The organism is Cytophaga hutchinsonii ATCC 33406 (assembly GCF_000014145.1).
GTDB classification, from domain to species: Bacteria; Bacteroidota; Bacteroidia; order Cytophagales; family Cytophagaceae; genus Cytophaga; species Cytophaga hutchinsonii.
Map to the genome: position 1 here is coordinate 4,021,973 of NC_008255.1, position 26,234 is coordinate 4,048,206.

22 protein-coding genes are annotated in these 26,234 nt (G+C 37.9%); 14 read left to right on the top strand and 8 right to left on the bottom strand.

The annotated features are described in order from the left end of the window. Positions 1 to 109: 109 nt before the first annotated feature. Positions 110 to 1,489: a dipeptidase gene (locus tag CHU_RS16890; protein WP_011586817.1), complete on the bottom strand. Its 1,380-nt coding sequence runs from the start codon at positions 1,487 to 1,489 to the stop codon at positions 110 to 112. 184 nt (positions 1,490 to 1,673) lie between these two features. Here CHU_RS16890 and CHU_RS19040 point away from each other — a divergent pair, with 184 nt between their 5' ends. Then, the gene (locus tag CHU_RS19040; protein WP_011586818.1) at positions 1,674 to 2,204 is read left to right on the top strand and encodes a type II toxin-antitoxin system antitoxin SocA domain-containing protein; all 531 of its coding nucleotides are present in this window, start codon (positions 1,674 to 1,676) and stop codon (positions 2,202 to 2,204) included. 6 nt (positions 2,205 to 2,210) lie between these two features. Then, entirely contained in the window at positions 2,211 to 4,241 is a 2,031-nt protein-coding gene (locus tag CHU_RS16900) for a hypothetical protein (protein ID WP_011586819.1), read from the top strand. Here the strand turns inward: CHU_RS16900 and CHU_RS16905 are convergent. Then, positions 4,173 to 5,081 carry a 1-aminocyclopropane-1-carboxylate deaminase/D-cysteine desulfhydrase gene (locus tag CHU_RS16905; RefSeq protein WP_011586820.1) on the bottom strand — a complete coding sequence of 303 codons (909 nt, stop codon included), beginning with the start codon at positions 5,079 to 5,081 and terminating at the stop codon, positions 4,173 to 4,175. The genes CHU_RS16900 and CHU_RS16905 overlap by 69 nt on opposite strands. A gap of 229 nt (positions 5,082 to 5,310) precedes the next feature. On the opposite strand from CHU_RS16905, the gene CHU_RS16910 reads away from it, so the two are divergent. Beyond that, positions 5,311 to 6,357, top strand: a complete 1,047-nt coding sequence (locus tag CHU_RS16910) for an RluA family pseudouridine synthase (RefSeq protein WP_011586821.1) — start codon at positions 5,311 to 5,313, stop codon at positions 6,355 to 6,357. Positions 6,358 to 6,471: 114 nt separating this feature from the next. Further along, on the top strand, positions 6,472 to 7,293 hold the full coding sequence (locus tag CHU_RS16915; protein WP_011586822.1) for a DMT family transporter: 822 nt from the start codon (positions 6,472 to 6,474) through the stop codon (positions 7,291 to 7,293). Positions 7,294 to 7,345: 52 nt separating this feature from the next. On the opposite strand, the gene mazG is transcribed toward CHU_RS16915, so the two are convergent. Beyond that, positions 7,346 to 8,140 (bottom strand): nucleoside triphosphate pyrophosphohydrolase, encoded by a 795-nt coding sequence (mazG, locus tag CHU_RS16920; protein WP_011586823.1) that lies wholly within the window; start codon positions 8,138 to 8,140, stop codon positions 7,346 to 7,348. Between the two features lie 170 nt (positions 8,141 to 8,310). On the opposite strand from mazG, the gene glmM reads away from it, so the two are divergent. The 4 genes from glmM to CHU_RS16940 all read left to right on the top strand — a co-directional run bounded on the left by glmM (position 8,311) and on the right by CHU_RS16940 (position 12,717). Continuing rightward, the gene (gene glmM / locus CHU_RS16925) at positions 8,311 to 9,714 is read left to right on the top strand and encodes a phosphoglucosamine mutase (RefSeq protein ID WP_011586824.1); all 1,404 of its coding nucleotides are present in this window, start codon (positions 8,311 to 8,313) and stop codon (positions 9,712 to 9,714) included. Next, on the top strand, positions 9,695 to 10,822 hold the full coding sequence (locus tag CHU_RS16930) for a cysteine desulfurase family protein (protein ID WP_011586825.1): 1,128 nt from the start codon (positions 9,695 to 9,697) through the stop codon (positions 10,820 to 10,822). The genes glmM and CHU_RS16930 overlap by 20 nt, the downstream gene beginning before the upstream one ends. Before the next feature lie 12 nt (positions 10,823 to 10,834). Then, the gene (locus CHU_RS16935; RefSeq protein WP_011586826.1) at positions 10,835 to 11,383 is read left to right on the top strand and encodes a hypothetical protein; all 549 of its coding nucleotides are present in this window, start codon (positions 10,835 to 10,837) and stop codon (positions 11,381 to 11,383) included. 245 nt (positions 11,384 to 11,628) lie between these two features. Then, positions 11,629 to 12,717, top strand: a complete 1,089-nt coding sequence (locus CHU_RS16940; protein WP_011586827.1) for an alkene reductase — start codon at positions 11,629 to 11,631, stop codon at positions 12,715 to 12,717. A gap of 79 nt (positions 12,718 to 12,796) precedes the next feature. Here the strand turns inward: CHU_RS16940 and CHU_RS16945 are convergent, their stop codons facing one another. Beyond that, the gene (locus tag CHU_RS16945; protein WP_177254175.1) at positions 12,797 to 13,537 is read right to left on the bottom strand and encodes a T9SS type A sorting domain-containing protein; all 741 of its coding nucleotides are present in this window, start codon (positions 13,535 to 13,537) and stop codon (positions 12,797 to 12,799) included. Positions 13,538 to 14,054: 517 nt separating this feature from the next. Further along, complete coding sequence (locus CHU_RS16950) at positions 14,055 to 15,569, bottom strand: glycine--tRNA ligase (RefSeq protein ID WP_011586829.1); 1,515 nt, start codon at positions 15,567 to 15,569, stop codon at positions 14,055 to 14,057. Between the two features lie 139 nt (positions 15,570 to 15,708). On the opposite strand from CHU_RS16950, the gene hemH reads away from it, so the two are divergent. Next, positions 15,709 to 16,743 carry a ferrochelatase gene (hemH, locus tag CHU_RS16955; RefSeq protein ID WP_011586830.1) on the top strand — a complete coding sequence of 345 codons (1,035 nt, stop codon included), beginning with the start codon at positions 15,709 to 15,711 and terminating at the stop codon, positions 16,741 to 16,743. Between the two features lie 110 nt (positions 16,744 to 16,853). On the opposite strand, the gene CHU_RS16960 is transcribed toward hemH, so the two are convergent. Together CHU_RS16960 and gldM are read right to left on the bottom strand one after the other, a co-directional pair. After that, the gene (locus tag CHU_RS16960) at positions 16,854 to 17,984 is read right to left on the bottom strand and encodes a DegT/DnrJ/EryC1/StrS family aminotransferase (RefSeq protein WP_011586831.1); all 1,131 of its coding nucleotides are present in this window, start codon (positions 17,982 to 17,984) and stop codon (positions 16,854 to 16,856) included. Positions 17,985 to 18,076: 92 nt separating this feature from the next. Continuing rightward, positions 18,077 to 19,687 (bottom strand): gliding motility protein GldM, encoded by a 1,611-nt coding sequence (gene gldM, locus CHU_RS16965; RefSeq protein ID WP_011586832.1) that lies wholly within the window; start codon positions 19,685 to 19,687, stop codon positions 18,077 to 18,079. A gap of 171 nt (positions 19,688 to 19,858) precedes the next feature. Here gldM and CHU_RS16970 point away from each other — a divergent pair, with 171 nt between their 5' ends. Together CHU_RS16970 and gldJ are read left to right on the top strand one after the other, a co-directional pair. Further along, positions 19,859 to 20,860, top strand: coding sequence for a hypothetical protein (locus CHU_RS16970; RefSeq protein WP_238379305.1), 1,002 nt, complete (start codon positions 19,859 to 19,861; stop codon positions 20,858 to 20,860). 212 nt (positions 20,861 to 21,072) lie between these two features. Beyond that, a complete protein-coding gene (gene gldJ / locus CHU_RS16975; protein ID WP_011586834.1) occupies positions 21,073 to 22,263 on the top strand; it encodes a gliding motility lipoprotein GldJ in 1,191 nt (396 codons plus the stop codon). A 78-nt stretch (positions 22,264 to 22,341) separates the two neighbouring features. On the opposite strand, the gene CHU_RS16980 is transcribed toward gldJ, so the two are convergent. Continuing rightward, a complete protein-coding gene (locus tag CHU_RS16980; protein ID WP_011586835.1) occupies positions 22,342 to 23,052 on the bottom strand; it encodes a ComF family protein in 711 nt (236 codons plus the stop codon). A gap of 60 nt (positions 23,053 to 23,112) precedes the next feature. On the opposite strand from CHU_RS16980, the gene CHU_RS16985 reads away from it, so the two are divergent. The 3 genes from CHU_RS16985 (at position 23,113) to CHU_RS16995 (ending at position 26,206) form a co-directional block, all read left to right on the top strand. After that, positions 23,113 to 23,565: a hypothetical protein gene (locus tag CHU_RS16985; protein ID WP_041932472.1), complete on the top strand. Its 453-nt coding sequence runs from the start codon at positions 23,113 to 23,115 to the stop codon at positions 23,563 to 23,565. Further along, the gene (locus CHU_RS16990; protein WP_011586837.1) at positions 23,562 to 24,326 is read left to right on the top strand and encodes an exodeoxyribonuclease III; all 765 of its coding nucleotides are present in this window, start codon (positions 23,562 to 23,564) and stop codon (positions 24,324 to 24,326) included. Before CHU_RS16985 ends, CHU_RS16990 begins: the two co-directional genes overlap by 4 nt. Before the next feature lie 119 nt (positions 24,327 to 24,445). Continuing rightward, a complete protein-coding gene (locus tag CHU_RS16995) occupies positions 24,446 to 26,206 on the top strand; it encodes an ABC transporter substrate-binding protein (RefSeq protein WP_011586838.1) in 1,761 nt (586 codons plus the stop codon). The last annotated feature ends 28 nt before the right edge of the window (positions 26,207 to 26,234 follow it).

A 26,234-nucleotide genomic window follows, 5' to 3' on the forward strand; every position in this document is an offset into this window, starting at 1 on the left:
AATACAATACAAAATCTACGGTTATAAAGTTTCTAACGACCAATTAGTTGATATCTTATGCAAACCCTATAAGGTTTTAGAAACCTGGGTGGGTTGCTCCGGATTAAGCTTATTTCTGTCCGAAATATTTGTGAAACAACACAATCGTTTCAATTCCTTTCAGGTAATTAAATACGCGGTAATGTTCGTTTGGCGAATGAATCGCATCTGAATCCAGACCAAATCCCATCAATACGGTCTTTAAACCCAATACGCGTTCAAATAATGCTACAATCGGAATACTTCCGCCTTCACGCATCGGGATTGGTTTTTTGTTCCAGGCTTCTGCAAATGCTGCTTCGGCAGCTCTGTAACCGGCACTGTCGGTAGGTGTGATTGCGGGCTCTCCGCCATGATGCGGTGTTACTTCAACCTTTACCGAAGCCGGCGCAATACGTTTGAAATAATCTGTAAACAGCTGCGTGATTTTATCCGGCGTTTGATTTGGTACCAGACGCATGGAGATCTTTGCCTGCGCAACGGAAGGCAAAACAGTTTTTGCTCCTTCGCCTGTGTATCCGCCCCAGATTCCGTTTACATCCAAGGTCGGACGGATAGAAGTTCTTTCCAGCGTAGTGAATCCTTTTTCACCTTCCACATCGGCGATATCCAATGCCTTTTTATAGTTATCTAAATTGAATGGCGCACTATTCAATGCTTTGCGGTCTGCTTCACTCAATTCAAGTACATCTCCATAAAAACCCGGAATCACAATGTGGTTATTCTCATCTTTCATTCCGGCGATCATCTCACAGAGAATGTTGATCGGGTTAGCAACAGCACCGCCGTATACACCCGAGTGCAGATCTCTATTGGGGCCGGTAACTTTCACTTCTAAATAACTTAAACCACGCAAACCGATTGTAATAGAAGGTGTATCCACCGAAAAGATTGCTGTATCTGAAACCAGGATCACATCTGCTTTCAGCTTCTCCTTATTTTTTTCTAAAAACGGACCAAGGTTATCGGAACCAACTTCTTCTTCGCCTTCGATCATGAATTTGATGTTACAGGGAACATCGTTCATTGCCGTTAAAATCTCCAGTGCTTTGATGTGCATGTACACCTGGCCTTTGTCATCACAGGCACCACGGGCATAAATGTTTCCGTCTTTAATTACAGGTGCAAAGGGTGGCGAAGTCCATAGCTCGTACGGATCGGCAGGCTGCACATCGTAATGTCCGTAAACCAGAATCGTGGGTTTGGATGCATCAACAAATTTCTCTGCATACACAACCGGATTACCGCCTGTTTCACACAGCTCTGCTTTATCTGCACCTGCTTTTAAAAATTGCTCTTTCGCAAATTCTGCAGCCCGCAATACATCTGCTTTGAATTTCTTATCTGCACTCACAGATGGTATTTTCAGCCAGTCACATAATTCACCAATAAAACGATCTTTATGTTGTTCTACATAAGTAGAAACAGAAGCAGCAGTAAGTTGAGACATAGGATTTGGTAGTTATATCTAGTAAAGATATATTTTTGAATGGAGATGAAAAAGTGCTTATTTTTAAATTAAAGGCAATATAGCCTTTACAATAGATATTAAATACAACAAAGCATACAACTATACGTTTAAATGTAATACATTTGTAAAAATAACTCTTACATTTTTTATATTGTAGGAAACTATGAACAATTCTGAAAAAATTTTAGCATTCGAGTATCTTCTCGACAAATTGAAAGATTGGTATACTGAAATACCAAATTCAAATTTCAATAATAATGACTTCAGTAAATTAAAAGTGCTTAAGTTAAATTTTTTTGCTGCTGCAGTTAATGCAAACAAAGAAAATAATGGCCTATTAAATATATTTGATAAATTTCACGCCATGCCATATGGACATGTGGAAAGTGAAGTTTATGAAAATTTGAATAATCTGAATTTTTTTAGCGTTAGTTCAAATAAAACGACTATTAATAATAATCCTGATTTTGAAAAATTAAAGCAAGAGACTCGTTCAGAAATTAATTTTGCAATAGAATCTTTAAAAAAAGAAAATAATAATTTAATAAAATATTCAGCTATGGATTTAGTTGAATTGAGTCATACGTATTTTTCTTGGAGAGCATCCTTCAATCTAGCAAAACAGCAAAACAAATTAAGTATGCCGATTCCTGTTGAAATGATTAAAACTGAGAAGAAGTTTTTTATTTTATAATAACTGATGGGCAAATATTTAGATAAATGCTTCGATATAATTTTTATAGCGTTTCCCACTGATTGGATTAATCATCCTACTTTTAATTCTTCAAATCCTGAATACTTATTAAACTTATTAAGTCTTGTGAATAATACTCATAATGATTTAATATATAATTTACATTTATCAGTAATTTCAGGAGAATATATAGAAGACCTTAAGTTTGAAGAAAGACTAGAAGAATTTAAATTTTTGATTGAAGGTATCCCTTCTATTCCAGATTCTCAGATTCCCTTTGCTGAAATAGAATCTTTAAGTAATATTTTAATAAAGGAGTTTTATTTACCATATAAAATAGCAATTAATTATTACAAAGGATTAATTTCTTTTTACAATAGAATTGTTGATGGAAATTCTAAGGGTATCATAATGGACGTTTTTACATTAGACTCTGAAGAGTTTAAAATTGACAATCCAGAGTCTGAGCTCCTAAAAGAAATTAGTAACTTCATTAATTACACTCTTAAATTAGCAAGAATAGATCATGCAATAATTACTAGTGAACAATCTTTAAGAGATTTATTGTTAATTCATGACGAGTTGGAAAAGTTGAAATCTTCAGAGATTTACAACTTACTTTATTTTAAATGTTCTTTTTTAATTAAAAAAATATTACTTAGATATAAAAAAAGTAATCTTTCATATAAAATTAATTTTAAATCTGGAAAATTAAAACCTGACAATTTTGATCCGGGACCTTTCAGTTATTTTGATAACTGGATTACAGCTCATGATAATAATAATCCTGAAATTGAATCTAGTTATAATTCAGACCATCATAAAGAATATATTGAAACAGCTAAAGGTAAATTCTTGAAAAAAGAAGTATTAAGCTATGAAGATTATCATACTTTAGTTAGATATTATAAGGATATAAATCAAAACGAATTAAAAATAAAAGAACTAATTAAATCCTTTGAACAAATCGATATTAGTGCAGTAAATAAATTTGATAAAAGAGCTTACAATATCTCTCTTAGTTACCTTCATAATAATTATTTCTCATATTTATTAAGAGATTGTGAAGACAATTTAGAAGATATTGATTCTTATTTCAAAATAATTATTTCTATTCAGAAAGATACCCATGTATTTAATTATTTCCCTTATGAAAGATTAGCAAAATGCTTAGTAAAGCAGTTGAATTCAATTTATGAAAAAAATTCATCTGATTCAGAAATTGAAATCGCAAATAAATTATTAGATAAATTAGAAAAAATAATTACAGAATTAGAAATTAATTATGCTTGGTGCGAAGAAAATAAGTTTCTAATATATCAGCATCCATTTAAAGAATGTACTTTTCCTTTTTCAATAAATGGTGAATCTGTTAATGTTTTTCTTCAATCATCTTTTGTTCTGCCTACCAATTATGCAGAAGATAGAAATGAAATTAAATCTATTAACGAAGATTTAATTTTATTAAAAACTATACACAAATTACATATTAGTATTTCTAAAGAAAAAAAGGAGATTAAAGAAACAAAAGATGAAGTAAAAGAAACAAAAAACAAACTGGATCAAAGTGATAAAAGAAACATTGAAATTTTGAGTATTTTTTCAGCAATAGTTGTTTTTGCTACTGCTACCACTCAATTATTTCCATTTATAAAAAGTACTTCAGGTGCACTGCAATTCATGCTTGTTTTCAGTTTTTCTTTATGCTCTTTTGTACTTGTCATATGGCTGATAACTAGAGAATCAGAAATAAGGAAGCTGGATTTCCCAATATTACATAAATCATTTTTAGCGGCATTTATTCTTATTACAATTATACTAGGGCTTGAGAGTTACTATTTTAAGGAGCCTAATTTAATGAAGGAAATAGAATCAAACAAAATTGATTCTATTAATATAGTTAATTTGAAAAGAGCGCATACATCTGATAGTTTAAGAATTCAATTATTAAATAATAGAATTGATAGCTTAAGTAAAATTATTGTTAAACCCTCTCCAGGCTTGGATTCCTCCAGTGTGAATAGCAACAATCACTGAACCCTTTTTAAAATAGCCACTTTCAATTTTACCCAACAGACCAAACATCATTTTCCCGTTATAAATAGGATCTAATAAAATTCCTGTCTGATGCTCAAACGATTTTACAAAAGCAATCAGTTCAGGTTTCACCTTTCCATAGCCGCCAAACACGTACTCTGAAGTAAACAACTCTAACGTTGTTCTGTCAAAATCTGCTTTCAGCAATTCAGCCACTTCATCAATAATATAATTACCGTTTTTCAACGCCGAAAAAACAAGCAGTTTCGTTCGCCACGGCGAATAAACTTTAATGCCTTTCATCAAACCGGCAAAAGTACCACCCGTACCGCAGGGTGTAGCGATATAATCAAACGGGATTTCAATTTCAGCTACCAGTTCTGCAATACCTTCAACAGCAAAAGCATTGGTGCCGCCTTCGGGAATAAAATACCATTCGTTATAATTCGATTTACTTAAATCAAAAGCCAACGCATTTTGTTCACGAATGCTTCGGTATGTTTCTCTTGAAACAAAAACAAATTCCATCCCAAGTGCTGCCGCATCTTTAAGCGTAGGGTTATCAATCAGCAGCTCTTCTCCGCGAATGATTGCCTTGGTTTTCAAACCATGCTCTTTTCCATACGCTGCCGTTGCAATAATGTGGTTGGAGTAGGCGCCGCCGCAGGTGAGCAAACCTATTTTACCTTCACGCAAACATTGCTGCACATTGTACTTTAACTTCCGGATCTTATTACCGCCATATAAGGGATGAATGAGATCGTCGCGCTTCAGATACAATTGTACACCAGCCTTTTCTGTTTGTGGTAAAATGATAGGTTGAAGTGGACTTTGATGCATGTGGCAAAGATACTGGTGGTTGGCAGTTTAAGTGAACAATTTAGCGTTTTCTTTTTGAGATTATTTGACTTAAACGTGCCAAACCACGGCACTCATCGATGCAAAATATGCCGTGGTTTGGCACGTTTACGCAAATTCGGATTATATTATAATGAGTAATTGTTTGCGTATTCGCCGCGGCGAATGCCAACCACTTATACTTCTCTGTATTTTCCGTATCTTTGCACCTATGGCAGAAAATGAAATACCGGAAGAATTAGAAGACGGCTTTAGTGAAGACGAATTATTTGAGCACCATCGGGTTGTTTGCGACCCGGGTCAGTCTCTTATGCGCATCGATAAGTTTTTAATGTCGCGTATTCAGTACGCTACCCGTTCGCGTATACAATATGGTATTGAAATAGACTCTGTTAAAGTAAACGATAAATCAACTAAAGCAAGCTATAAAGTCAGACCCGGCGACGTCATTACCATTTCTCTGCCGCATCCGCCACGCGAAGATGTATTGATCCCGGAAGATATTCCGCTTGATATTGTCTATGAAGATGATCAGATCCTGATCGTAAATAAAAAACCAGGGATGGTTGTACATCCTGCGCATGGTAACTGGACAGGTACGTTGGTAAATGCATTGGCATATCACTTTGAAAACCTGCCTACACACGTGAACGGAAAAATCCGTCCGGGTTTGATCCACCGTATTGATAAAGATACTTCGGGTTTATTGGTAATTGCAAAAACAGATTACGCCATGACCTTTATGGCAAAACAATTTGCGGACCACAGCATAGAACGTACCTATTATGCCATTTGCTGGGGCGTGCCGGATCCTAAAAGCGGTACCATTAAAAATTATTTAGGCAGAAGTACAAAAGACCGCAAACTCGTAACTACTTACGAAAACGAAGAAGACGGCAAGCTTGCCATTACGCATTACAAAACACTGGCTGCCTATCATTATGTAGCCTTGATCCAGTGTAACCTGGAAACGGGAAGAACACATCAGATCCGTGCGCACATGAAATCCATCGGTCATTCGCTTTTTAATGACATGAGTTATGGCGGTAATTCAGTTGTCAAAGGCACTGTAACAGGTAAATACAAACAGTTTGTTGAAAATTGCTTTAAGTTATTGCCTCGTCAGGCACTGCATGCAAAAACACTGGGCTTCATACATCCTACAACGAAAGAAAAAATGCAGTTTGATAGCGAACTTCCGGCAGACATGCAGGCGGTACTGGATAAGTGGGAACGTTATGTGGGCGAAGAAAAGTAGTATTGGGTACGGAGTACAGAGCATTAGGTACAAAATCGCTTTAAGTATTGAACAGATCTGTAAAATCAAATGATTTTTGTACTAAGTACTTAATACAAAAACTCTTTACCCGTTATGTCAACAGGTATCCGTTACATGCTTCTCTCGATCGTATCGTTTTCTCTCATGCATTTATGCGTGAAAGCGATCCCGGACATTCCTGTTGTACAAACGATTTTTCTAAGATCCGTTTTCTCAATCGTATTTTGTTGTATCGCGATTAAACAAGCTAAGGTTTCTGTTTGGGGAAATAATAAAACATTTCTCGTCTTGCGTGGTTTGGTCGGCATGCTTTCCCTCATCTGTTTTTTCTATTCCATACAAATGCTTCCCTTGGGAACAGCTGTAACCATCGGCAATCTGGTTCCTTTCTTTACGTTATTTCTGGCCTTCGTTTTTCTGAAAGAAAAAATACCGCACATAAAATGGCTGTTCTTCGCTGTTTCCTTTGTGGGTGTTTTGCTGATGAAAGGCCTTGATGATGAACTCCCGGCATTGGGAATTATATTAGGTTTATGCGCAGCTTTCTTTACAGCAACCGCGCACTTTGTAGTCCGCAAACTGCGCGACACCGACGACACATCGGTGATCATGTTTTACTTTCCATTCATTACTATTCCATTCATGTTGCCTTTTGCAATTCTGCAATGGGAAACACCAGATGCACGGGAATGGTTGTTTTTAGTTTTGATCGGAATCACTACACACGTTGGCCAACTCTTTCTGACAAAAGCCTATAAACACGAAGAAGTTAAAAATATTTCGTATGTATACTATCTGGGCATCATACTTTCCTTTGTCTATGGAGTTTCTTTTTTCGGAGAGTTCATCAGTGTCAAATCCTCCGTTGGTGTGGGGTTGGTGATTTTGGGAATGGTATTGAATATGTTGGGGTAGCCCTCGCGGCTACCCGTTGGTTTTTTATAGAGGCCGACCGTAAAGGTCGCCCCTACGCTTTCTTTGCAGCATTCCAATATTCATCCATCTCTGCCAGGCTCATGGTATTTAATTGCTTGCCGTCTTTTTTGGATTCGGTTTCTAAATACTGAAACCGTTTGATAAATTTTTTGTTCGTACGTTCCAATGCATCTTCGGGATTGATATTCAGGAAACGCGCGTAATTGATCAGGGAGAAAAATAAATCGCCTAGTTCTCCTTCGGCTTTAAATGCATCAATTTTTTTATCGTCTTCAATATTAAATTCCTGTTTGAATTCTGCCAGTTCTTCTTCAACCTTTTCCCAAACCTGCTTTTTTTCTTCCCAATCGAATCCTGCACCTCTTGCCTTTTCCTGTATACGTGTTGCTTTTATCATTGCCGGTAATGATTTGGGAACACCGCTGAGAATAGATTCTTCTTTGGGTTTTTCCGTCATCTTGATCTGCTCCCAGTTCCTTTTTACAGCTGCTTCGTCTTCTGCTTCTACATCTCCGTAAATATGCGGATGGCGGCGGATCATCTTTTCCGAAAGCGCATTCAAAACATCTCCAATATCAAATTCCTTTGTTTCAGAAGCAATACGTGCATAGAAAACCAGGTGCAGCATGATATCGCCAAGTTCCTTTTTGATTTCATCCATGTTCTTTTCAACGATGGCATCCGAAAGTTCAAACGTTTCCTCAATTGTTAAATAGCGCAGGCTCTCAATGGTTTGCTTCTTATCCCATGGACATTGTTCGCGCAATTCATCCATGATGGTTAACAATCTGTCAAAGGCTTTTAACTGTTCTTCTCTTGAATTCATACGAATAGGACGTTTATATAACAAATAACCATATTATAGCCACTTATACTTCTTTTGAGGTATAATTTTTTATTAGTTGTTGATAAAATATTTGTTTGTATAATTTTTAAAAGAAAAGATTGTAATGGTTTCTTTTTGTAAATTTGGTATGAAACAAAATCTTTTTGACTGTGACTTTAATTAAATCTATTTCAGGTATTCGCGGAACAATCGGTGGAAAACCAGGAGATTCATTAACGCCCATCGACGTAGCAAAATTTGCAGCAGCATATGGCACCTGGGCAAAAACGAACTCTGAAAGCAATACAATAGTAATTGGCCGTGATGCGCGTTTATCCGGACCATGGATTTCTTCCATCGTTTCTGAAACGCTGCGTTGCTTAGGTTTTAATATTGTCGATTTAGGCTTGTCAACAACACCAACCGTTGAAATGGCTGTTGTTTGGGAAAAAGCGGCAGGTGGTATCATCATCACTGCCAGTCACAATCCCGGTCAATGGAACGCATTGAAACTATTAAACGCAAACGGTGAATTTGTTTCCGAGCGCGACGGTAAAAAAATTCTTGTACTGGCTAAAAAAGAAAACATTGAATTTGTTGATGTAAAACATTTTGGTTCTTACAGACAAGACAATACATATATTCAAAAACACATCGATGCAATTTTAAAATTGCCGTTAGTTGATATTGAAGCTATAAAAGCAAAAGACTTTAACGTTGCCATCGACTGTGTGAACTCTACAGGTGGTATTGCACTTCCGTTATTGTTAAAAGCGCTGGGTGTTAAAAAGGTTGCAGAATTCTACTGCGAACCCGATGGACATTTCCCGCACAACCCGGAACCACTGGCGGAAAACCTTTCTTTCATATCCAATGAAATTGCAAAAGGGCATTATGACTTAGGTATTGTTGTGGATCCGGATGTTGACCGTTTATGCTTTGTGAACGAAGACGGTGAAATGTTTGGTGAAGAATATACGCTGGTAGCTATTGCGGATTATGTCTTAAAACATACGCCAGGCAATACGGTTTCCAATTTATCTTCTACAAAAGCATTAAAAGATGTTACCGAAAAACATGGCAAACAATACATTGCTTCTGCTGTCGGCGAAGTGAATGTAGTTACGGCCATGAAAAAAAATAAAGCCGTGATCGGCGGCGAAGGCAATGGCGGCGTGATCTATCCGGAACTGCACTACGGCCGCGATGCGTTAGTGGGTATTGCTTTGTTCCTTTCTCATTTGGCAAAATATGGAAAATCGATTTCCATGATGCGCGCCAGTTATCCCAACTATGTTATTTCAAAAAATAAAATTGAACTGACCCCGGAAATTGATGTAGACTGCGTGATTGAAAAGATTAAGGAACACTACGCTAAAACACCTATGATTACGGTTGATGGTGTACGTTTTGATTTTGATGCCGGCTGGGTGCACTTACGCAAATCAAATACCGAACCGATCATCCGTATTTATGCAGAAGCAGATACACATGCAACTGCCGATAATCTGGCACATAAAATAATCGCTGACATTAAAGAAGTACTTGATACCAATGCGTGTTTACTTAGATAATGCTGCAACCACGGCTTTAGATCCTTTGGTTCTGGAAGCCATGATGCCTTATTTAACGGACCACTTTGGAAACGCATCTTCTATCCACGGGCACGGCCGCGAAACGCGGTCGGCTATTGAGATCGCGCGTAAAAAAATTGCCGATCTGCTGAACACTACCGCTGCTGAAATCTTTTTTACTTCCGGCGGTACCGAAGCAGATAATACGGCAATCATTGGCGCGGTTGAAAAACACAACATCAAACACATTATCACCAGCCGGCTGGAACACCATGCCGTACTGCATACAGCCCAGTATCTGGAAAAGCTGCATCGGGTCTCTGTGTATTATGTAGACGTAAATGAAAAAGGTGTTATTGATCTGGCACATCTGGAATCACTGCTGCAGCAATACCCGAATGCATTGGTAAGTTTAATGCATGGTAATAATGAGATCGGAAATATCCTGGATCTGAAAAAAGCCGGCGATCTTTGTCACCAGTATAAAGCACTCTTTCACAGTGATACGGTGCAGACCATTGGTCATTATCCTTTGCATTTATATTCTTTACCGGTTGATTTCATTGCAGGCTCCGCACACAAATTCCACGGACCCAAGGGAATTGGCCTGTTATATCTGAAGTCCGGTTCTGCTATTTATCCTTATATGCACGGCGGTGCACAGGAACGTAACATGCGTGGCGGTACTGAAAATACTCCAGCCATTGTAGGTATGGCGAAAGCGTTGGAACTTGCCTATCAACGTATGGAAGCTGACCGCAACCACATTACCGGGTTGAAAAAACACATGATTGAAGAACTCAATAAAATTCCCGGCTTATTATTTAATGGCGAATCTGCTGATATAGATAAAAGCCTGATGCATGTATTGAACGTCAGTTTGCCTCCATCAGAAAATAATGAAATGCTGGTGATGAATTTAGACATTGCGAAAATTTCAGCCTCTGCCGGCAGTGCCTGTACAAGTGGCACAAATATTGGTTCTCATGTATTAGAAGCTATTGGCGCTAAAGACGATTGGGGCTATGTGCGTTTTTCTTTTGGAAGAAATAATACAAAAGAAGAAATAGATTACTGCATCAAAACGTTAGTAAAAAGTATCAAGTAACCGTAAACTACTATGAAAAAATTAATCGTATTCCTTTTTATAAGCGCAGCCGCGATCACAACATCTTTCGCACAGATGGGAAAACCATTTCCGCACCTGGACAGTAAAAAATTAAACGGACAGCTTTTTTCTTTACCAGATAGTGTAAAAGGAAAATATACCATCATTGGGATCGCCTTTTCAAAAAAAGCGGAAGAAAGTCTGAAGACCTGGTACCAGCCTGCGTATCAAACATTCATTCAAAAAAAGAAAACCATGTTTGCCACAGAAGTATATAATGTGAATACCTACTTTGTGGCAGTTGTTACCGGTACCAATAAAGTTGCCGGCGGAGATATTGTTAAAACCATTCAGGCGCAGACACAAAAAGAATTGCAACCGTATATCTTAACCTATATCGGTGAGTTCGTTTCTTATAAGAAATCTTTGAACATTACAGAAAACGATGAACCGTATTTTTTTGTACTCGATGAAAAAGGAATTATCTCGTATATAACATCTGGGCCATATACAGCTAAAAAGCTGGAAGAGATTGAAGAAGTAGTTTCAACAGATGAATAATATCTCTCCCCGGTGTGTGGCACACAGAACGACACTGATTTCGTTCTGTGTGCCACACACCGAGGGATAAAGTTTTAAACCTTGATGGCGTTTCTATTTTAACCGTTGTTTTTTTATTCGCCTATTTTTTATACCTTCTGTAAACGGAGTGCTTACCTTTTGGTAACTTATTAAGATGAACCAATCACATCTGTTAACTCTTATATCTTTCAATACACTTTTATTCAACGTATACATTTATCCAAATGAAAACATCTAACCTATTTGAACCCTTGAAAATTGGTTCTATCTCTTTAAAGAACAGCATTGTAATGGCGCCGATGACGCGTTGCAGAGCTATAGGCAATATTCCCAACGACTTGATGGCAACCTATTATGGTCAGCGTGCAACCGCAGGGCTTATTATTACCGAAGGAGCGTCTCCTTCACCAAACGGTTTGGGTTATGCGCGCATACCGGGTATTTTCAACAAAGAGCAGGTTGAAGGCTGGAAAAAAATAACTACGGCGGTACATGATAAAGGCGGTAAAATTGTAATACAGCTGATGCATACCGGCCGTATCAGTCACCCGGCTAATATGCCTGAAGGCGCAAGCATTTTATCGGCATCTTCGGTAAAGCCTGGCGGACAAATGTGGACTGACTCGTTACAGATGCAGGATTATCCGATTCCAAAAACCATGACGGTAGAAGAAATTTTACAGACCAAAGAAGAATTTGTAACGGCTGCTAAAAACGCGATCGAAGCAGGTTTTGATGGTGTTGAATTGCACGGTGCGAACGGTTATTTACTGGAACAGTTTATCTCTCCGCATACCAACATGCGCGGCGATGAGTACGGCGGCGGTATTGACAGACGGTGTAAATTTGTGCTGGATGTTGTTGAAGCGGTTGCAGCAGCAATCGGCAAAGACAAAACAGGTATCCGGCTTTCTCCATATGGCGTTGCCAGTGATATGCCTCCGTATCCGGATATTGAAGTAACATATGAATACCTGGCCCTAGCATTAAACGATTTAGGTATTGACTATATCCACGTGGTAGATCATTCCGCGATAGGTGCGCCTGCAGTGCCGTTAAGTATCAAAGAAAAAATCCGTGCCGGGTTTAGCAATACCATTATTCTTTGCGGCGGCTTTGATCAGGCTGCTGCTGAAAGAGCAATAGACACCGGACTTACAAATGCCGTGGCTTTTGGACGACCGTTTATAAACAATCCCGATCTGGTTGAACGTTTAAAAAATAATCAGCCATTGTCTGATAAACTGAATACAGATGCATTCTATTCAGCAGATGAAAAAGGATACACGGATTATCCGGTGTTTGGTGGTTAATTCATTCACATACCTTATAAACAAAAGAAGGCTCATCGTGTGATGAGCCTTTCCTGTTTTTATAGAATTAGTTGTTAATTTATTGCTTAATAATTTTTACCGGTGCTGCATTTTCAACAATCACATAATATACACCCGGCAATAAATCGTTTACAGAAACAACTGAAAACGCATCACTTATATTTCCTGAAGTTACAACTCTTCCCATGGCGTTAGAAATGTTGTAAGAAAAGCCAACCATGTCCACAGCAACATTTAGCGTAATGTCACCAGTTGCCGGATTCGGATAAACAGAAATATTTTTAGTGTATAACTTCTTTTTTATACCCGTTGTCAAATCAACGGTACATAACGTATTGCTATTGTCGACAAGCACTAATCCCCAATCCTCACTTGTTGTCTGCGCAAAAACAAGATCACATAAATATTCCTCGTTTGCTGTTAAAGGTGTGCCATGTACAAGTATATGAAAACCAATTTTTCCTGCAAACAATCTCAAACGTACCGGCATGGATACCGTATCGCCTTTTTTAATTGCAATATTTTCATCTCCTTCTACGCGGAATGCTGTGTTTACTGAAGATTCGCCCTTGTTGATGCTGTCAATAACAATTTTAAAAGATACTCCCGGCATTAATTCAGCAGTAACATTTCCTCCAAAATAAATATCACCATTGCCGCTGAAAGGAAGATTGCCATAATAGGAAAAAATGGTATCGTTAATCTCTTCGCCAACGGTATAATCCCGAAGACGAACATTCTGTGCATGCACACATATACCTAGCATACATAATGCAAAAAGACTTAAAAGTGTTTTCATAAAAAGTTTATTTAAGGTTAAAACAGTACGGATTTTTAAGTTAATAAAAATTCTGAAAAAGGTATGAACCAGTGGTGAGAAAACAGCAATATTTAGTAAAATCACTATTACCCTGTGTTCGTATAGTTTACGATTCAATATTTCAATCATGAAAAACCGGATGATATAACATTTATTTTCAAATGCTAAAAAATATAAACTCCCGATAATGGGGATTTTCATCGAATATGATTTTGTCTGTAATTTATTTTATTATCATCTTAACGGATATAAAATCCAAAAGGAAATAATTCATTGCCATGATAGCATTTTGCATGGCGTGAAAAAGTAAAAATGGTTCAATGACGATGAAGTTGAAATTGAGTTGGAAAAAACAACAAGTAAAAAAATTTGTTATTACATTTCAACAGACTCTATAACTTCTAATGTTCTTTTTAAATAAGGGAATGTTTTCACTGCAGAATAAAAAAAAGGCCTGTCTTCCGACAAGCCTTCTTTAAAATTATATAGATGAAAATTACACCTTCTCCAAAATCGTTCTCCAGCTCGTCTCTTTGCGGATCTTCAGACGTAATTCGCTGATCGGAACTCTTTCCTGCAGGGTTGTATCTCTGTGACGGATCGTAACTGTATTATCTTCTAATGTCTGGTGATCAACCGCGATACAGAATGGCGTACCGATTAAATCATTTCTTGTGTACCGTTTACCGATCGAATCTTTATCTTCATACGTTACCTTGATATCGTATTTCAATTCGTTGTAAATTTCCATTGCTTTTTCAGGCAAGCCGTCTTTCTTTGTGATCGGAAGAATTGCTGCTTTGATAGGAGCCAAAGTCGGGTGTAATTTTAAGTACACACGTTCTTTCACTTTTTCACCTTCTTCTGTTTGTTCTACCGTTGTTTCTTCGGTATATGCATTGCACAAGACGGCAAGGAAACATCTGTCTGCACCAACCGACGTTTCAACCACAAACGGAACATAGTTACCAAATGCTTTTCCTGTTACAGGATCAATATCGTTATCAAAATACTGCTGTTTCTTTTTCGATAATTCCTGGTGGTTCGCCAAATCGAAATCCGTACGTGAGTGGATGCCTTCCATTTCTTTGAAACCAAACGGGAATTCAAATTCAATATCTACCGCAGCATTTGCGTAGTGTGCAAGCTTTTCGTGATCGTGGAATTTCAATTTTTCTGCCGGCAAACCAATTGCTTTGTGCCAGTTCAACCGTGACTCTTTCCATTTGTTGTACCATTCCATTTCCGTTCCGGGACGGATGAAGAACTGCATTTCCATTTGTTCAAACTCACGCATACGAAAGGTAAACTGGCGCGCAACAATTTCGTTACGGAATGCTTTACCGATCTGCGCAATACCAAACGGTATTTTCATACGGCCTGATTTCTGTACGTTCAGGAAGTTTACAAAAATACCTTGTGCTGTTTCCGGTCTTAAATAAATGGTGCTTGAATCTTCAGCAACCGAACCTACTTGTGTAGAGAACATCAGATTGAACTGACGTACTTCTGTCCAGTTTGATGTTCCGCTAACCGGACACGTAATTTTTTCATTGGTGATCAGATCCTGAACACCTTTCAAATCATCAGCTTCAAGCAGACGTGCAAGTTTTTTTACCAGTGCATCGGCTTCGTCTTTTTTACCGGCAGCTTCCATTTGTGCCGCGCGTTCTTCAACAAGCACATCGGCTCTGTATCTTTTTTTCGAATCTTTGTTATCGATCATCGGATCGCTGAAACCATCAATGTGGCCCGAAGCTTTCCAGGTTAACGGATGCATAAAGATAGACGCGTCGATACCAACGATGTTGTCGTTCAATTGCGTCATTGCTTTATACCAAACTATTTTGATGTTGTTTTTCAATTCAACACCCATTTGTCCGTAATCGTATACTGCCTGCAACCCGTCATAGATTTCTGATGAAGGAAAAACAAAACCATATTCTTTCGCGTGCGAAACGATTTTTTTCATCAGGCCGTTTTCGGCTGGGGCAACTACTTTATTTTCCATGATTCTCTTTTATACGTATTTACCAGCTATTTTAACTTTTTGACCGAAATCAGATAATGAGAAATATAAATGCATCTCCTGATTAAAATCACAAATTTAAAACAGTTATTTGTTAAGTTTGCAAATTAAATATGTTTCTATGGCATTGCCTAATAAAAAATCCAAAACAGCTGTCTTTCTCATTAATCTGGGTACACCAGACAGTCCAAATACACCTGACGTACGCAAATACCTGCGCCAGTTTTTAATGGACAGACGTGTTATTGACATTCCCTGGCTTAACCGTTGGCTGCTGATTAACATGATCATAGCACCTTTCCGTGCACCTAAATCGGCTCATGAATATAAAAAACTCTGGACGGAACAGGGTTCTCCGCTCATGTTTCATGGGGTTGCTGTGAAGGAATTACTGCAACAGGCGTTGGGCGATGAATATAAAGTTGTGCTGGGTATGCGTTATCAGAACCCGTCTATAGAATCAGCAGCAAAAGAACTGGAAGCAAAAGGCTATAACAAAGTAATTGTAGTTCCCCTGTTTCCGCAATATGCTTCTGCTTCTACCGGATCTGCCGTTGAAGAAGCACTGCGTGTATTAGGTAAGTGGGAAATCACACCGCACATAGAAGTAATCTCGAAATTTTTTGATCATCCGTTATTCATAAAAGCCTTTGCTGAAATTGGCCGCAAATACCTGGCTGAAAGAAACTGGGATCATATCATTTTCTCGTATCACGGTATTCCGGAAAGACAGATTAAAAAAGCTTCCATCGGCGACCAGTGCAAATTAGGTACCTGCTGTCAGGTTTATGGTTCAAGAAATGAATATTGCTACCGTGCACAGTGTTATGAAACAACCCGTTTGCTGGTTAAAGAATTGGGTTTGGCCGAAGGATCGTATTCTGTTTCGTTCCAGTCGCGTTTGGGAAAAACACCGTGGATCAAACCATACACAGATCATAACATTGAAGAACTGGGCAAAGCAGGAAAGAAAAGTATTTTATTTTTCTCACCATCGTTTATTGCAGATTGCTTAGAAACAACGGTTGAAGGCGGAGAAGAATATAAATTACTATTTGAAGAACACGGCGGTAAAGACTGGCAACTGGTTGAAAGTTTAAATACAAACCCTACCTGGGTGGAATGTTTGAAGGATATGGTAGTGAGTAAGAGTTGATCTTTAAACATACTAAACGCAAAGGTCGCAAAACAATTTGTAATGAGATTGTTTTTGCGACCTTTGTATTTTTCTGATGCAATTTGTATTCCTTCAATTAACTTCAACCATCATTGCACTGTTGGTTTAACTTTTTTATTTATAAAATTTCTTATCACTTCACACACATATTCCACATCTTCGTTTTTCATTCCGTTATAGATAGGTAAACTTAAAATCGTTTCTGACAGCTTTTCTGTAACCGGCAGACTGCCTTTTTGCAGATTTAAAAAGTCATATGCTTTTTGCAGATGTGGCGGCACCGGATAATGGATACCTGTTTCAATACCTTGTTTTTTTAAGTGCTCTTTCAACAGATCTCTTTTGTCTGATTGAATCACATACTGATGGTAAATATGTTTGCAGTCTGGTGAAGAAACCGGAAGTACAATTCCTTCTGTATCTTTTAATATTTCTGAATAAAGGTTTGCAAGCTGAATCCGTTCTTCGTTCCATCGGTCAAGATAATTGAGTTTGATCGACAATACGCCGGCCTGTATTTCATCCAGCCGGGAATTTATCCCGGTCGTTTCATAATAATATTTTTCTTCTGATCCATAATTGCTCAACAAGCGGATCTGTCTTGCCAGCCCGGCATCATTCGTTGTAACAGCACCGCCATCGCCATAAGCACCAAGTGGTTTCACCGGATAAAAGCTTGTTGCGTTAGCAATTCCAAAACTTCCCGTTTTTTGATTTTTGTAGGTCGCACCATGTGCCTGTGCATTGTCTTCAACAATGAATATATTATTTGTTTCTGCTAAAGAAATTAAATCTTCCATTGCGCAAGGCAAACCATATAAATGAACGGGAATAATTACTTTGGTTTTTGACGTAATTTTTTTTTTAATTTCTTCTGCTGTTATATTAAATGTGTGTTTGTCGGGCTCAGCTAAAATGGGTGTTGCACCTACCTGTGTAACCGCCAGCAGCGTTGCAATAAAACTATTTGCCGGAACAACCACTTCATCACCTTTTCCAATATTTAATGCACGCAGCGAAAGTGTTAATGCATCCAATCCATTTCCTACGCCAATACAATGCCGCACATTATTATAGGCAGCATATGCTTTTTCAAATTGAGCAACGCGTTTTCCTAAAATATACCAGGCCTCGGCATGCAGTTCTTTATAAAAAAACTCTATTTCCTTTTCAAGGAAAGCGTTTTGATGCACCAATGTAAAAAACGGAATGTGCTTCATAAATTATTTAACACTTAATAGATCTTTTTTAAAGATATGTGATTTTATTTAAGGAATAAAAAAACCCCAGACTTTCGTGAGGGGTTTTTATTTTAATTTTCCAGTATCGGAATCAGTATCGGTGTGGATGCGACCTTAACTTCTTCCCACGTTCCTAAATAATTTTTCCGCATTATTTTTTTAGGTGTTACAAAAATCATGTCCTTGTCCTGAAGATTCTGTGCCTTTCCACTCATGCTTACCAGCTGGTCTGATGGTGTCATTTTCGGAAGACCGGGAACAGGTCTTCTTCCGCGTCCAAAATCAATTTCCCATTCCGTCACTTTATACATTGCATCTTCCGGCTGGCTGGCTGCAAAGTCCGCATCCGGAATTGCTTTGATCGAAATATTTTTTAACGCCATGTGTGAAATACCTGTACGTGCATTTATCAGCTGGCCATTTACCCGGACTTCAATGGTTGGTTTTGGAATTGCTTTTACGTTGAAATTTTCATCTCCTATAAATTGTCCTTTGTTATACACAGCAATTTTTGTTGAAGCAGCATTTGGAATAATATATACACGCCCTTTTGTGCCGGTAGATTTAACGGTTGCGCCTGTTGCTTTAAATTCCGGATTGTATTCAGCACCTAAGGCAGGTACCATAATATCTACTTTGTTTCCGCAATTAAAATATAAACCCGTTTGTGCTGCAGACTGTATTTGTATCACCGGTTTCACAACAAAGTAATCTTCGCTTACTGTATATAATGTATCCTTGCCATTTGGTTTTTTAATTTTTATTTGTGCTGTCCACGTTTTCTTTAACAAACCATCTGCAGAATATGCTCCGCCCCCGGCCTTAAAATTATATGAACCGATTCCTTCTTTATTTACAGTTAATACCTGTGTACCTACCTGCATGGTTGGTGCAAGCGAGCTGGAGGATGCCGCCATTAAAACTTCTGCTTCATACGTTGTACCCGCCGGCACATATTTACTTTTAGCACGTACAATCGGAATCATGTTATCTACCATAAAATCATCCTGACCAAGAGTTGCTAAATACTGATTCATTAATGTGCTTTCAATGTTGGTAACTTTTGTCTGCAAATCACTTACAACAGCCATGGCTGCAACCAGGGGCGTCTGAGCAAAATTCAACTGCGCAAAATCTTTATTTTTCTGATCCGCATTGTTCTGATACATCGGATCATCTTTTGCATCTAATGCAAGTTTTGAAAAATTCATACCTGAGCTTTTATTAACAAATACAATGTACTCGTTTAATTTATTCTGTAATTCATATGCTTTGCCATTCAATTTATTTGTACCCAGCATATATACTTCAACTTCTGTTTCTTCCTTCGCTCCTTTAAGATTCCCGTCTTCATCGTAGCCACCGGTTTTCACAATCATTTCTGTTTTCAACTTATTCATAAATGAAACAACCGATTCCGTTTTGGTTCTCAGTTCTTCTGCCTGTGTTTGTGTCTGTTGATCAGCTGCAGAATTTCCTCTGTTTGCAACTGCTTTTTTAATGATGGCTAATCGATCTGTATTATATTGAATACCATTATTGACCGTGGTTTCCATGCTTTGATTCAAGGCATAAAATTTTTCAATAATTGCAGAACTTACCTGTAAGGCAAGCAAGGCAGTAAGCACAAGGTACATCATACCAATCATGCGTTGTCTGGGTGTTTCTTTTCCTGTTGACATAATTCAAATCGGTTACGTGAATAGTTTATTCTTTGATTGAATAATGTGCTGAAAGAAAAAAGATACAGTCCATGTGAAAAAATTTTTATATACGGTGCAGGAAAATTTTTAAACAACTTTTTTGTAACTAAATACTTGCATAGCATTATGTTTTCATAAACCCCGATGTATATGAAAAATGCTGTCTGGTATGTTATGCTTACGCTGCTGTTCTTTTTCAGCTGTGCCCCGATGAATCGTACAATTGGTATGCGCCAGGTATATCAGTATCCGGAAATAAAAAACAACACGAAACCGTTGCTTCCTGATTTAACAAAAATTTTATCTGTACCGCTTCAGTCATTTACTGTTGATACACATTCAGATACTATATTATATGGTATAGAAGGAACCATACTTTTTATTAATCCGGTATGTTTAAATTTTTCATCCGGTGTGCCGCAGAAAAAAATCACGGTTGAACTGAAAGAATTGTATACAAAAGCAGCCTTGCTGAAAGAGCGTGCCTATACCATTTCAAATGGCAGGATGTTAGAGAGCGATGGATCTATTTATGTACACGCATATGCTGAAAATGGAGAAGCGATAGAAATAACCTGTGAAAATGCCCTCCGTATCCGCTTACCCAGGGAAGTTCAGGAAAACATGATTTATTTTCAGGGGAAGAGAAATGACAAGGGTAATATGAATTGGGAAGTGGACGGATCAATAGCACCCATTTATGAGGAAACCGGATATGATTTTGTTGCAGAAGAAGATGAACCCATAGAAATTTCTCAGACAGAGGCCGTCTTACATACATATTTTTTTTCTATCCAAAAGTTCGGCTGGATCAACTGCGACCGTTTTTATGATGATATGAGAACGAAAACAGACTTCATTGCAACATTCAGGTTACCTGTTTCTGAAAAAAAAGTAGTCCAGGTACATAACTATATTGTATTTGATTCGTTGATGAGTATAATTCCATTGGAAAATGACCTTTCCGGACAATGGGTTTGTCCGAATTTACCAATAGGTGCTGCTGTCACGTGTATCTCCATTCAAAAAACAGATACGCACCTATATTATGGTTCTAAAAAAACCCGGGTAGGAGATCGGGAGTCTTCTATTATTCCATTAAATGAAATTAAAGAGGCCGATTTGATAAAATTGTTGGATTTATCTCTTTAAAATATTAGCTTTATCGGTATTTGCATAATAAGTTTTCCATAAAAGTCTCCCTGGGGCCTTTTGAAAGGATAAATTTTGAGTGTGTATATAGCTGTTTATTAACTGTGTTTAAATTCAAGTATCAAATTTCCTTTGATTTGTTGGATTTTAGATATAATGTGGATAAATTAGCACACTGAATTGGAAAAGACTATCTATTAATTAAACAGTTTATGAAGAAAATGAATCGTGTTATCAAACATGCGGTTGTCTTAGTAGCGGGTGCTTCACTTCTTTTTTCGTGTAGCAAAGGGAACCCTACTAGCATTAATCCGGGAGGTTCCAGCACAACAACTGGTATGGCCTTCAATGAAGAAAATGGATTTCAAGTGTCAGACTATGCTGGTCAGCCAGAAGGTCCAAACTTGGTATACATCGAAGGTGGACGTACAGTTCTTGGTTCATTTGAAGAAGATTTGATGAAAAACGGTGATAACGTTGAAAGAACGGTTACTGTAGCTTCATTCTATATGGATGAAACTGAAATAGCGAACATCCACTGGTTAGAATATTTATTTTATGTTCAGCGTGACTCATCTCAGGAATTTTATGAGTCTGCATTGCCTGATACAACAGTATGGGCATCTGAACTTGCATACAACGATCCATACGTAGATCACTATTTCCGTTATCCTGGTTTCCGTTATTTCCCGGTTGTTGGTGTTAACTGGATTCAGGCAAACGATTACTGTATCTGGAGAACAACAGTAGTGAACAATCAACTTGCACAAAATGCAGGTATCGATGTTCCTGAAGGTGGCGGCCGTATTCCATTGGAATCTGGTGTCGTTCTTCCAAACTACCGTTTACCATCTGAAGCTGAGTGGGAATATGCTGCTCAGGCACTTATCGGTAACCAATGGTTAGATGAAAACCAAACACACAAACGTTTATATCCATGGGATGGTCACGCATTACGTAACCCGTATGGAAAACAAATGGGTATGTTCCTTGCAAACTTTAAAAGAGGTCGTGGTGACTACGCTGGTATCGCCGGTAAGTTGAACGATGGTGCAATGATTACTACTTACATCTACGAATTCCCGCCAAATGATTTCGGTTTATATTGTATGGCAGGTAACGTAAACGAATGGGTTTACGATGTTTACCGTCCATTATCTTTCCAAACATTTGATGACTTAAACCCATTACGTCGTAACGGTTTCTTAGATGAAGAAAAAGGATACGATAAAGCAGGTTTCCAATCGTTGGTTGATGATCACGTGCGTGTATACAAAGGTGGTTCCTGGAAAGACGTTGCTTACTGGATGTCTCCTGGAACAAGAAGATATTTAGCTGAAGATTCTTGTACAGCTACTATCGGTTTCCGTTGCGCAATGATTCAAGCCGGAACAAACTATTAATAGATAGACTTTCATTTCAAAACCCCGTCACACTACTAGCGTGACGGGGTTTTTTATTTTATATAATATAAGTCCTGTTCAATCTGCTACCATTGCAAGCAAAGCAACACTCACTTTTGCAGCTCCTGCATTTTTTAATAACAGTCCGCAGGCTTCCAGCGTTGCGCCTGTCGTTAATACATCATCAACAAGTAATATATGTTTGCCCGCAACTTTCTCTATATGTTGAATGGCATATACCTGCTTTACATTTTCAAATCGTTTTGCACGTTTGCTTTTTGCCTGAATAAATAAATTGCGTTTGCGGATCAATACGCTTTCTTCAATTGGTATGGGAACAATTTTTTGTATGCCTTCAGCAATTTTTGTAGCTTGGTTATAACCTCTTTTCCGTAATTTTGATTTATGAAGCGGGATGGGCATAATCAGATCTACATCAGCTTCTACCAATGACTCTCTGATCCGGTCAGTCCAGATCATTGCCAGCCGAACGGCTATATCCGGTGCATCGCCATATTTAATAGCATGTAAAATTTTCTGTGTTTTGTTTTTTGAATCAAAAAGCAAATACGCCCACACAAAAGACGGCCGCAATTCAATCGACAAACGGAGATACAACGAATCGGGAGAATAATCATCATTTACCGTTGGCAATGTTGAAAGGCAGGTTGAACAGACATCTGTTTCGCCAAGTACTAATCCTGAATCGCACACCAGGCAATGCGGCGGGAACAATACATCCGCCAGGCAATTCGCGCTATTTGCGATGCTTTTAAAAATTTTTTTCATAAAAAATGATTCCTTAGCTAATTGCGTGTTAAATTAGTATTTCCTTTTGATAAAAAGTATATGGAATTTGAAGATCTTGATCTAAATAAAGACTGGAAGCGATTGATGTACTTTTTTATCCGCACTACGGGAAAAAAACCTACAACCAATACACTCCTTTTTCTTATCGGCGTAAATGAACTAGGAAAAGGGAAAAAAACATTTTCCAAAGAAGAAAAACAGGACTTAATGCATATTGCTACCTGCAAGCTGTTAAGTTTATCCGGGTATTACGAATGGGAAGGCCTTGATTCAGACGGCTGGCCGCATTATAAAGCTGTTAAGCCTGTTCCGAAATTAAGCCTTGAAGAACAGGAAGATCTGTTGAAGCTTCACATGATCGAATATTTTGAAGAGCATATTCACGATGAACGGGAGCGGGAAAAGACGGCCAAAAATGTCAGTCATTTAAAACCCATTATAAAGCCTAAACCTTCATCTGAAACCGATGGACAAAATTCTCTTTCCGAATGAAAATTATCACCTATAATGTAAATGGTATTCGTGCTGCAATTACAAAAGGCTTATTAACCTGGGTTAAAGCAACCAATGCAGACGTACTGTGTTTTCAGGAAATCAAAGCATCTGTAGATCAATTTGATGTAGAAAGTTTTAAAGCCCTGGGTTACACTACCTACGCGTTTCCGGCACAGAAAAAAGGCTACAGCGGTGTGGCAATCTGTACAAAAGAAATTCCTGTGCATGTTGAATATGGCTGCGGCATTGAAAAATACGACTTCGAAGGCCGTGTGATCCGTGCTGATTATCCAACATTTTCGGTAATGAATGTGTATATGCCGTCAGGCTCCAGCGGCGATGACCGTCAGGCATTTAAGTTTGGATGGATGGATGATTTCCTGCTTTATATTTCAGAAGTAAGAAAAAAAATTCCTAACTTAATTGTGTGCGGAGATTATAACATCTGCCATAAAGCGATTGATATTCATAATCCAAAATCAAACGCCAAGACGTCGGGTTTTTTACCTGAAGAGCGCGAATGGATGAGTAAATTCTTTGACTCCGGTTTTGTTGATGCATTCAGGCATTTTAATGAAGAGCCGCACCACTATACCTGGTGGAGTTACCGGGCCGGATCAAGAGGTAAAAATCTGGGTTGGCGAATTGATTATCATTCAGTAACACAGGAAATGGTTGGGAAATTAAAGCGTTCCGTAATTTTACCGGATGCCATACATTCTGACCATTGTCCTGTTTTATTAGAAATTATTCCCTAATAAATTTGTTTCTATTCAGAATTTGGTATATTGCTATACTAAAATAATTAACGTTTATTCGCATGCTGCGTATAAGAAAAAATTGTTAATATAAGTACATTATAATTTCTCACGATACAATGAAAAAATCGTTACTACCACTTTTACTTGCAGTTTTTGTAATGGGATCTTGTTCCAATGACAAAGACGGAAAATCTGAAAATGCTGAAGCATTAATAGAAGCCAAAGGCGGTAAATATTCTGGTGGAATTTTTAAGTACAATGAATCCGAGTTTCTTAAAAATTTATTCCCGCATAACATTACTGATGCTACTTCATACAGAATTGCATCTCAGGTTTATGAAGGCTTGTTAAAATTCTCACAGGATTCGTTGCAGCTTACAAATGGCTTGGCTGAAAGCTATACCGTTGATGAAACACAAACGATTTACACATTTAAACTTCGTAAAGGTGTTAAGTTTCATGATAACGCTTGTTTCCCAGAAGGAAAAGGCCGTGAGTTTACTGCAGAAGATGTGAAATATTGCTTCAGCTTACTGTGTACATCTAATCCTCAGCAAAATCAAGGTTTCAGCATGTTCCAGGGAATTCTTAAAGGTGCAGATGCTTACTATGAAGCAAGTACCGGCGGAAAAAAACCTGAATTTGAAGTAGAAGGTATCAAAGTTATTGATCCGTATACAATTGAATTTACATTACTGGAGCCAAACTCTATTTTCCCATACAATCTTGCAAGACCATTCACATTTATCTTTGCTAAAGAAGCATATGAAAAATATGGCCAGGAAATGCGTGTTAAAGCGGTAGGGACAGGTCCATTTGTTATTTCAAGCATTGACGAAGGAACTTCCGTTAACTTATTAAAAAATCCGAACTATTACCTGAAAGATGAAGCAGGTAACCAACTTCCTTATTTGAATGGTATTGCTGTTAAATTCTTAAAAGATCGTAAAATTGAATTGATCGAATTTAAGAAAGGCAATTTCCACATGATGTACCGTTTACCAACTGACTTCATTATTGATATTGAAGAACAATCTGTAAAGAAAACCGGCGAATACGGAATGTATGAATTACAGAAAAATCCTGAAATGGCTGTGCACTTCCTTTCTTTTGCAAACCAGGGAAAAATGTTCAGCAACATTAATCTTCGTAAAGCAATTTCTTTTGGTATCGATAGAAAAATGATTTTGGATAAAGTATTGGATGGTGAAGGCGATGCTCCTGGCTTCTGGGGAATTACACCGGTAAACGTTTTCCCTCAATATGATGCAAAATCAATTACCGGATATACCTTAAACTTAGATTCTGCAAACTATTACCTTAAAAAGGCCGGTTTCAAAAGCGGTGCAGATGTTCCTAAAATTGTTCTTGAGCTTAACTCAGACGGCGGAAGAAATGAAGCTGTAGCATCGGAAGTAAGAACACAATTAAAAAACAACCTGAACATCACAATCGAAACAAATGTAGTTACTACTGCAACATTGATCGATAACATGATCGGAGGTAAATCAGATCTGTTCCGTGTAGGTTGGATTGCTGATTATCCGAGTCCTGAAAACTTCCTTTGGTATTTGTATGGTAAAAACGTACCTGCAGGTCCTTCAAGTTCTTCTTACCCGAACATGGCACGTTACAAAAACAGCAAATTTGATGAGTTATATGAAAAAGGTTTAAAAGCTCAAACTGATGCTGATGCCTATAAATATTTCTTAGAAGCTGAAAAAGTTGCGATGTATGAAGCTCCAATCGTAGTATTATGGTACGATGAAGCATACAGATTAATGCAGCCAACTGTTAAAAACTTCCCGAACAACGCAATGCAATACAGAGATTTCACAGCTGTTTATTTAACTCCTTCTAAGAGCGAAGCAAAATAACACTGAGAGAATCTTCGTTGTAGAAGAA

What these genes read in the sequence shown, in the direction of transcription:
- CHU_RS16890 (WP_011586817.1), bottom strand. Translation starts at nt 1,489, where the DNA reads ATGTCTCAACTTACTGCTGCTTCTGTTTCTACTTATGTAGAACAACAT.
- CHU_RS19040 (WP_011586818.1), top strand. Translation starts at nt 1,674, where the DNA reads ATGAACAATTCTGAAAAAATTTTAGCATTCGAGTATCTTCTCGACAAA.
- CHU_RS16900 (WP_011586819.1), top strand. Translation starts at nt 2,211, where the DNA reads ATGGGCAAATATTTAGATAAATGCTTCGATATAATTTTTATAGCGTTT.
- CHU_RS16905 (WP_011586820.1), bottom strand. Translation starts at nt 5,081, where the DNA reads ATGCATCAAAGTCCACTTCAACCTATCATTTTACCACAAACAGAAAAG.
- CHU_RS16910 (WP_011586821.1), top strand. Translation starts at nt 5,311, where the DNA reads ATGGCAGAAAATGAAATACCGGAAGAATTAGAAGACGGCTTTAGTGAA.
- CHU_RS16915 (WP_011586822.1), top strand. Translation starts at nt 6,472, where the DNA reads ATGTCAACAGGTATCCGTTACATGCTTCTCTCGATCGTATCGTTTTCT.
- mazG (WP_011586823.1), bottom strand. Translation starts at nt 8,140, where the DNA reads ATGAATTCAAGAGAAGAACAGTTAAAAGCCTTTGACAGATTGTTAACC.
- CHU_RS16930 (WP_011586825.1), top strand. Translation starts at nt 9,695, where the DNA reads ATGCGTGTTTACTTAGATAATGCTGCAACCACGGCTTTAGATCCTTTG.
- CHU_RS16935 (WP_011586826.1), top strand. Translation starts at nt 10,835, where the DNA reads ATGAAAAAATTAATCGTATTCCTTTTTATAAGCGCAGCCGCGATCACA.
- CHU_RS16940 (WP_011586827.1), top strand. Translation starts at nt 11,629, where the DNA reads ATGAAAACATCTAACCTATTTGAACCCTTGAAAATTGGTTCTATCTCT.
- CHU_RS16945 (WP_177254175.1), bottom strand. Translation starts at nt 13,537, where the DNA reads ATGAAAACACTTTTAAGTCTTTTTGCATTATGTATGCTAGGTATATGT.
- CHU_RS16950 (WP_011586829.1), bottom strand. Translation starts at nt 15,569, where the DNA reads ATGGAAAATAAAGTAGTTGCCCCAGCCGAAAACGGCCTGATGAAAAAA.
- hemH (WP_011586830.1), top strand. Translation starts at nt 15,709, where the DNA reads ATGGCATTGCCTAATAAAAAATCCAAAACAGCTGTCTTTCTCATTAAT.
- CHU_RS16960 (WP_011586831.1), bottom strand. Translation starts at nt 17,984, where the DNA reads ATGAAGCACATTCCGTTTTTTACATTGGTGCATCAAAACGCTTTCCTT.
- gldM (WP_011586832.1), bottom strand. Translation starts at nt 19,687, where the DNA reads ATGTCAACAGGAAAAGAAACACCCAGACAACGCATGATTGGTATGATG.
- CHU_RS16970 (WP_238379305.1), top strand. Translation starts at nt 19,859, where the DNA reads ATGAAAAATGCTGTCTGGTATGTTATGCTTACGCTGCTGTTCTTTTTC.
- gldJ (WP_011586834.1), top strand. Translation starts at nt 21,073, where the DNA reads ATGAAGAAAATGAATCGTGTTATCAAACATGCGGTTGTCTTAGTAGCG.
- CHU_RS16980 (WP_011586835.1), bottom strand. Translation starts at nt 23,052, where the DNA reads ATGAAAAAAATTTTTAAAAGCATCGCAAATAGCGCGAATTGCCTGGCG.
- CHU_RS16985 (WP_041932472.1), top strand. Translation starts at nt 23,113, where the DNA reads ATGGAATTTGAAGATCTTGATCTAAATAAAGACTGGAAGCGATTGATG.
- CHU_RS16990 (WP_011586837.1), top strand. Translation starts at nt 23,562, where the DNA reads ATGAAAATTATCACCTATAATGTAAATGGTATTCGTGCTGCAATTACA.
- CHU_RS16995 (WP_011586838.1), top strand. Translation starts at nt 24,446, where the DNA reads ATGAAAAAATCGTTACTACCACTTTTACTTGCAGTTTTTGTAATGGGA.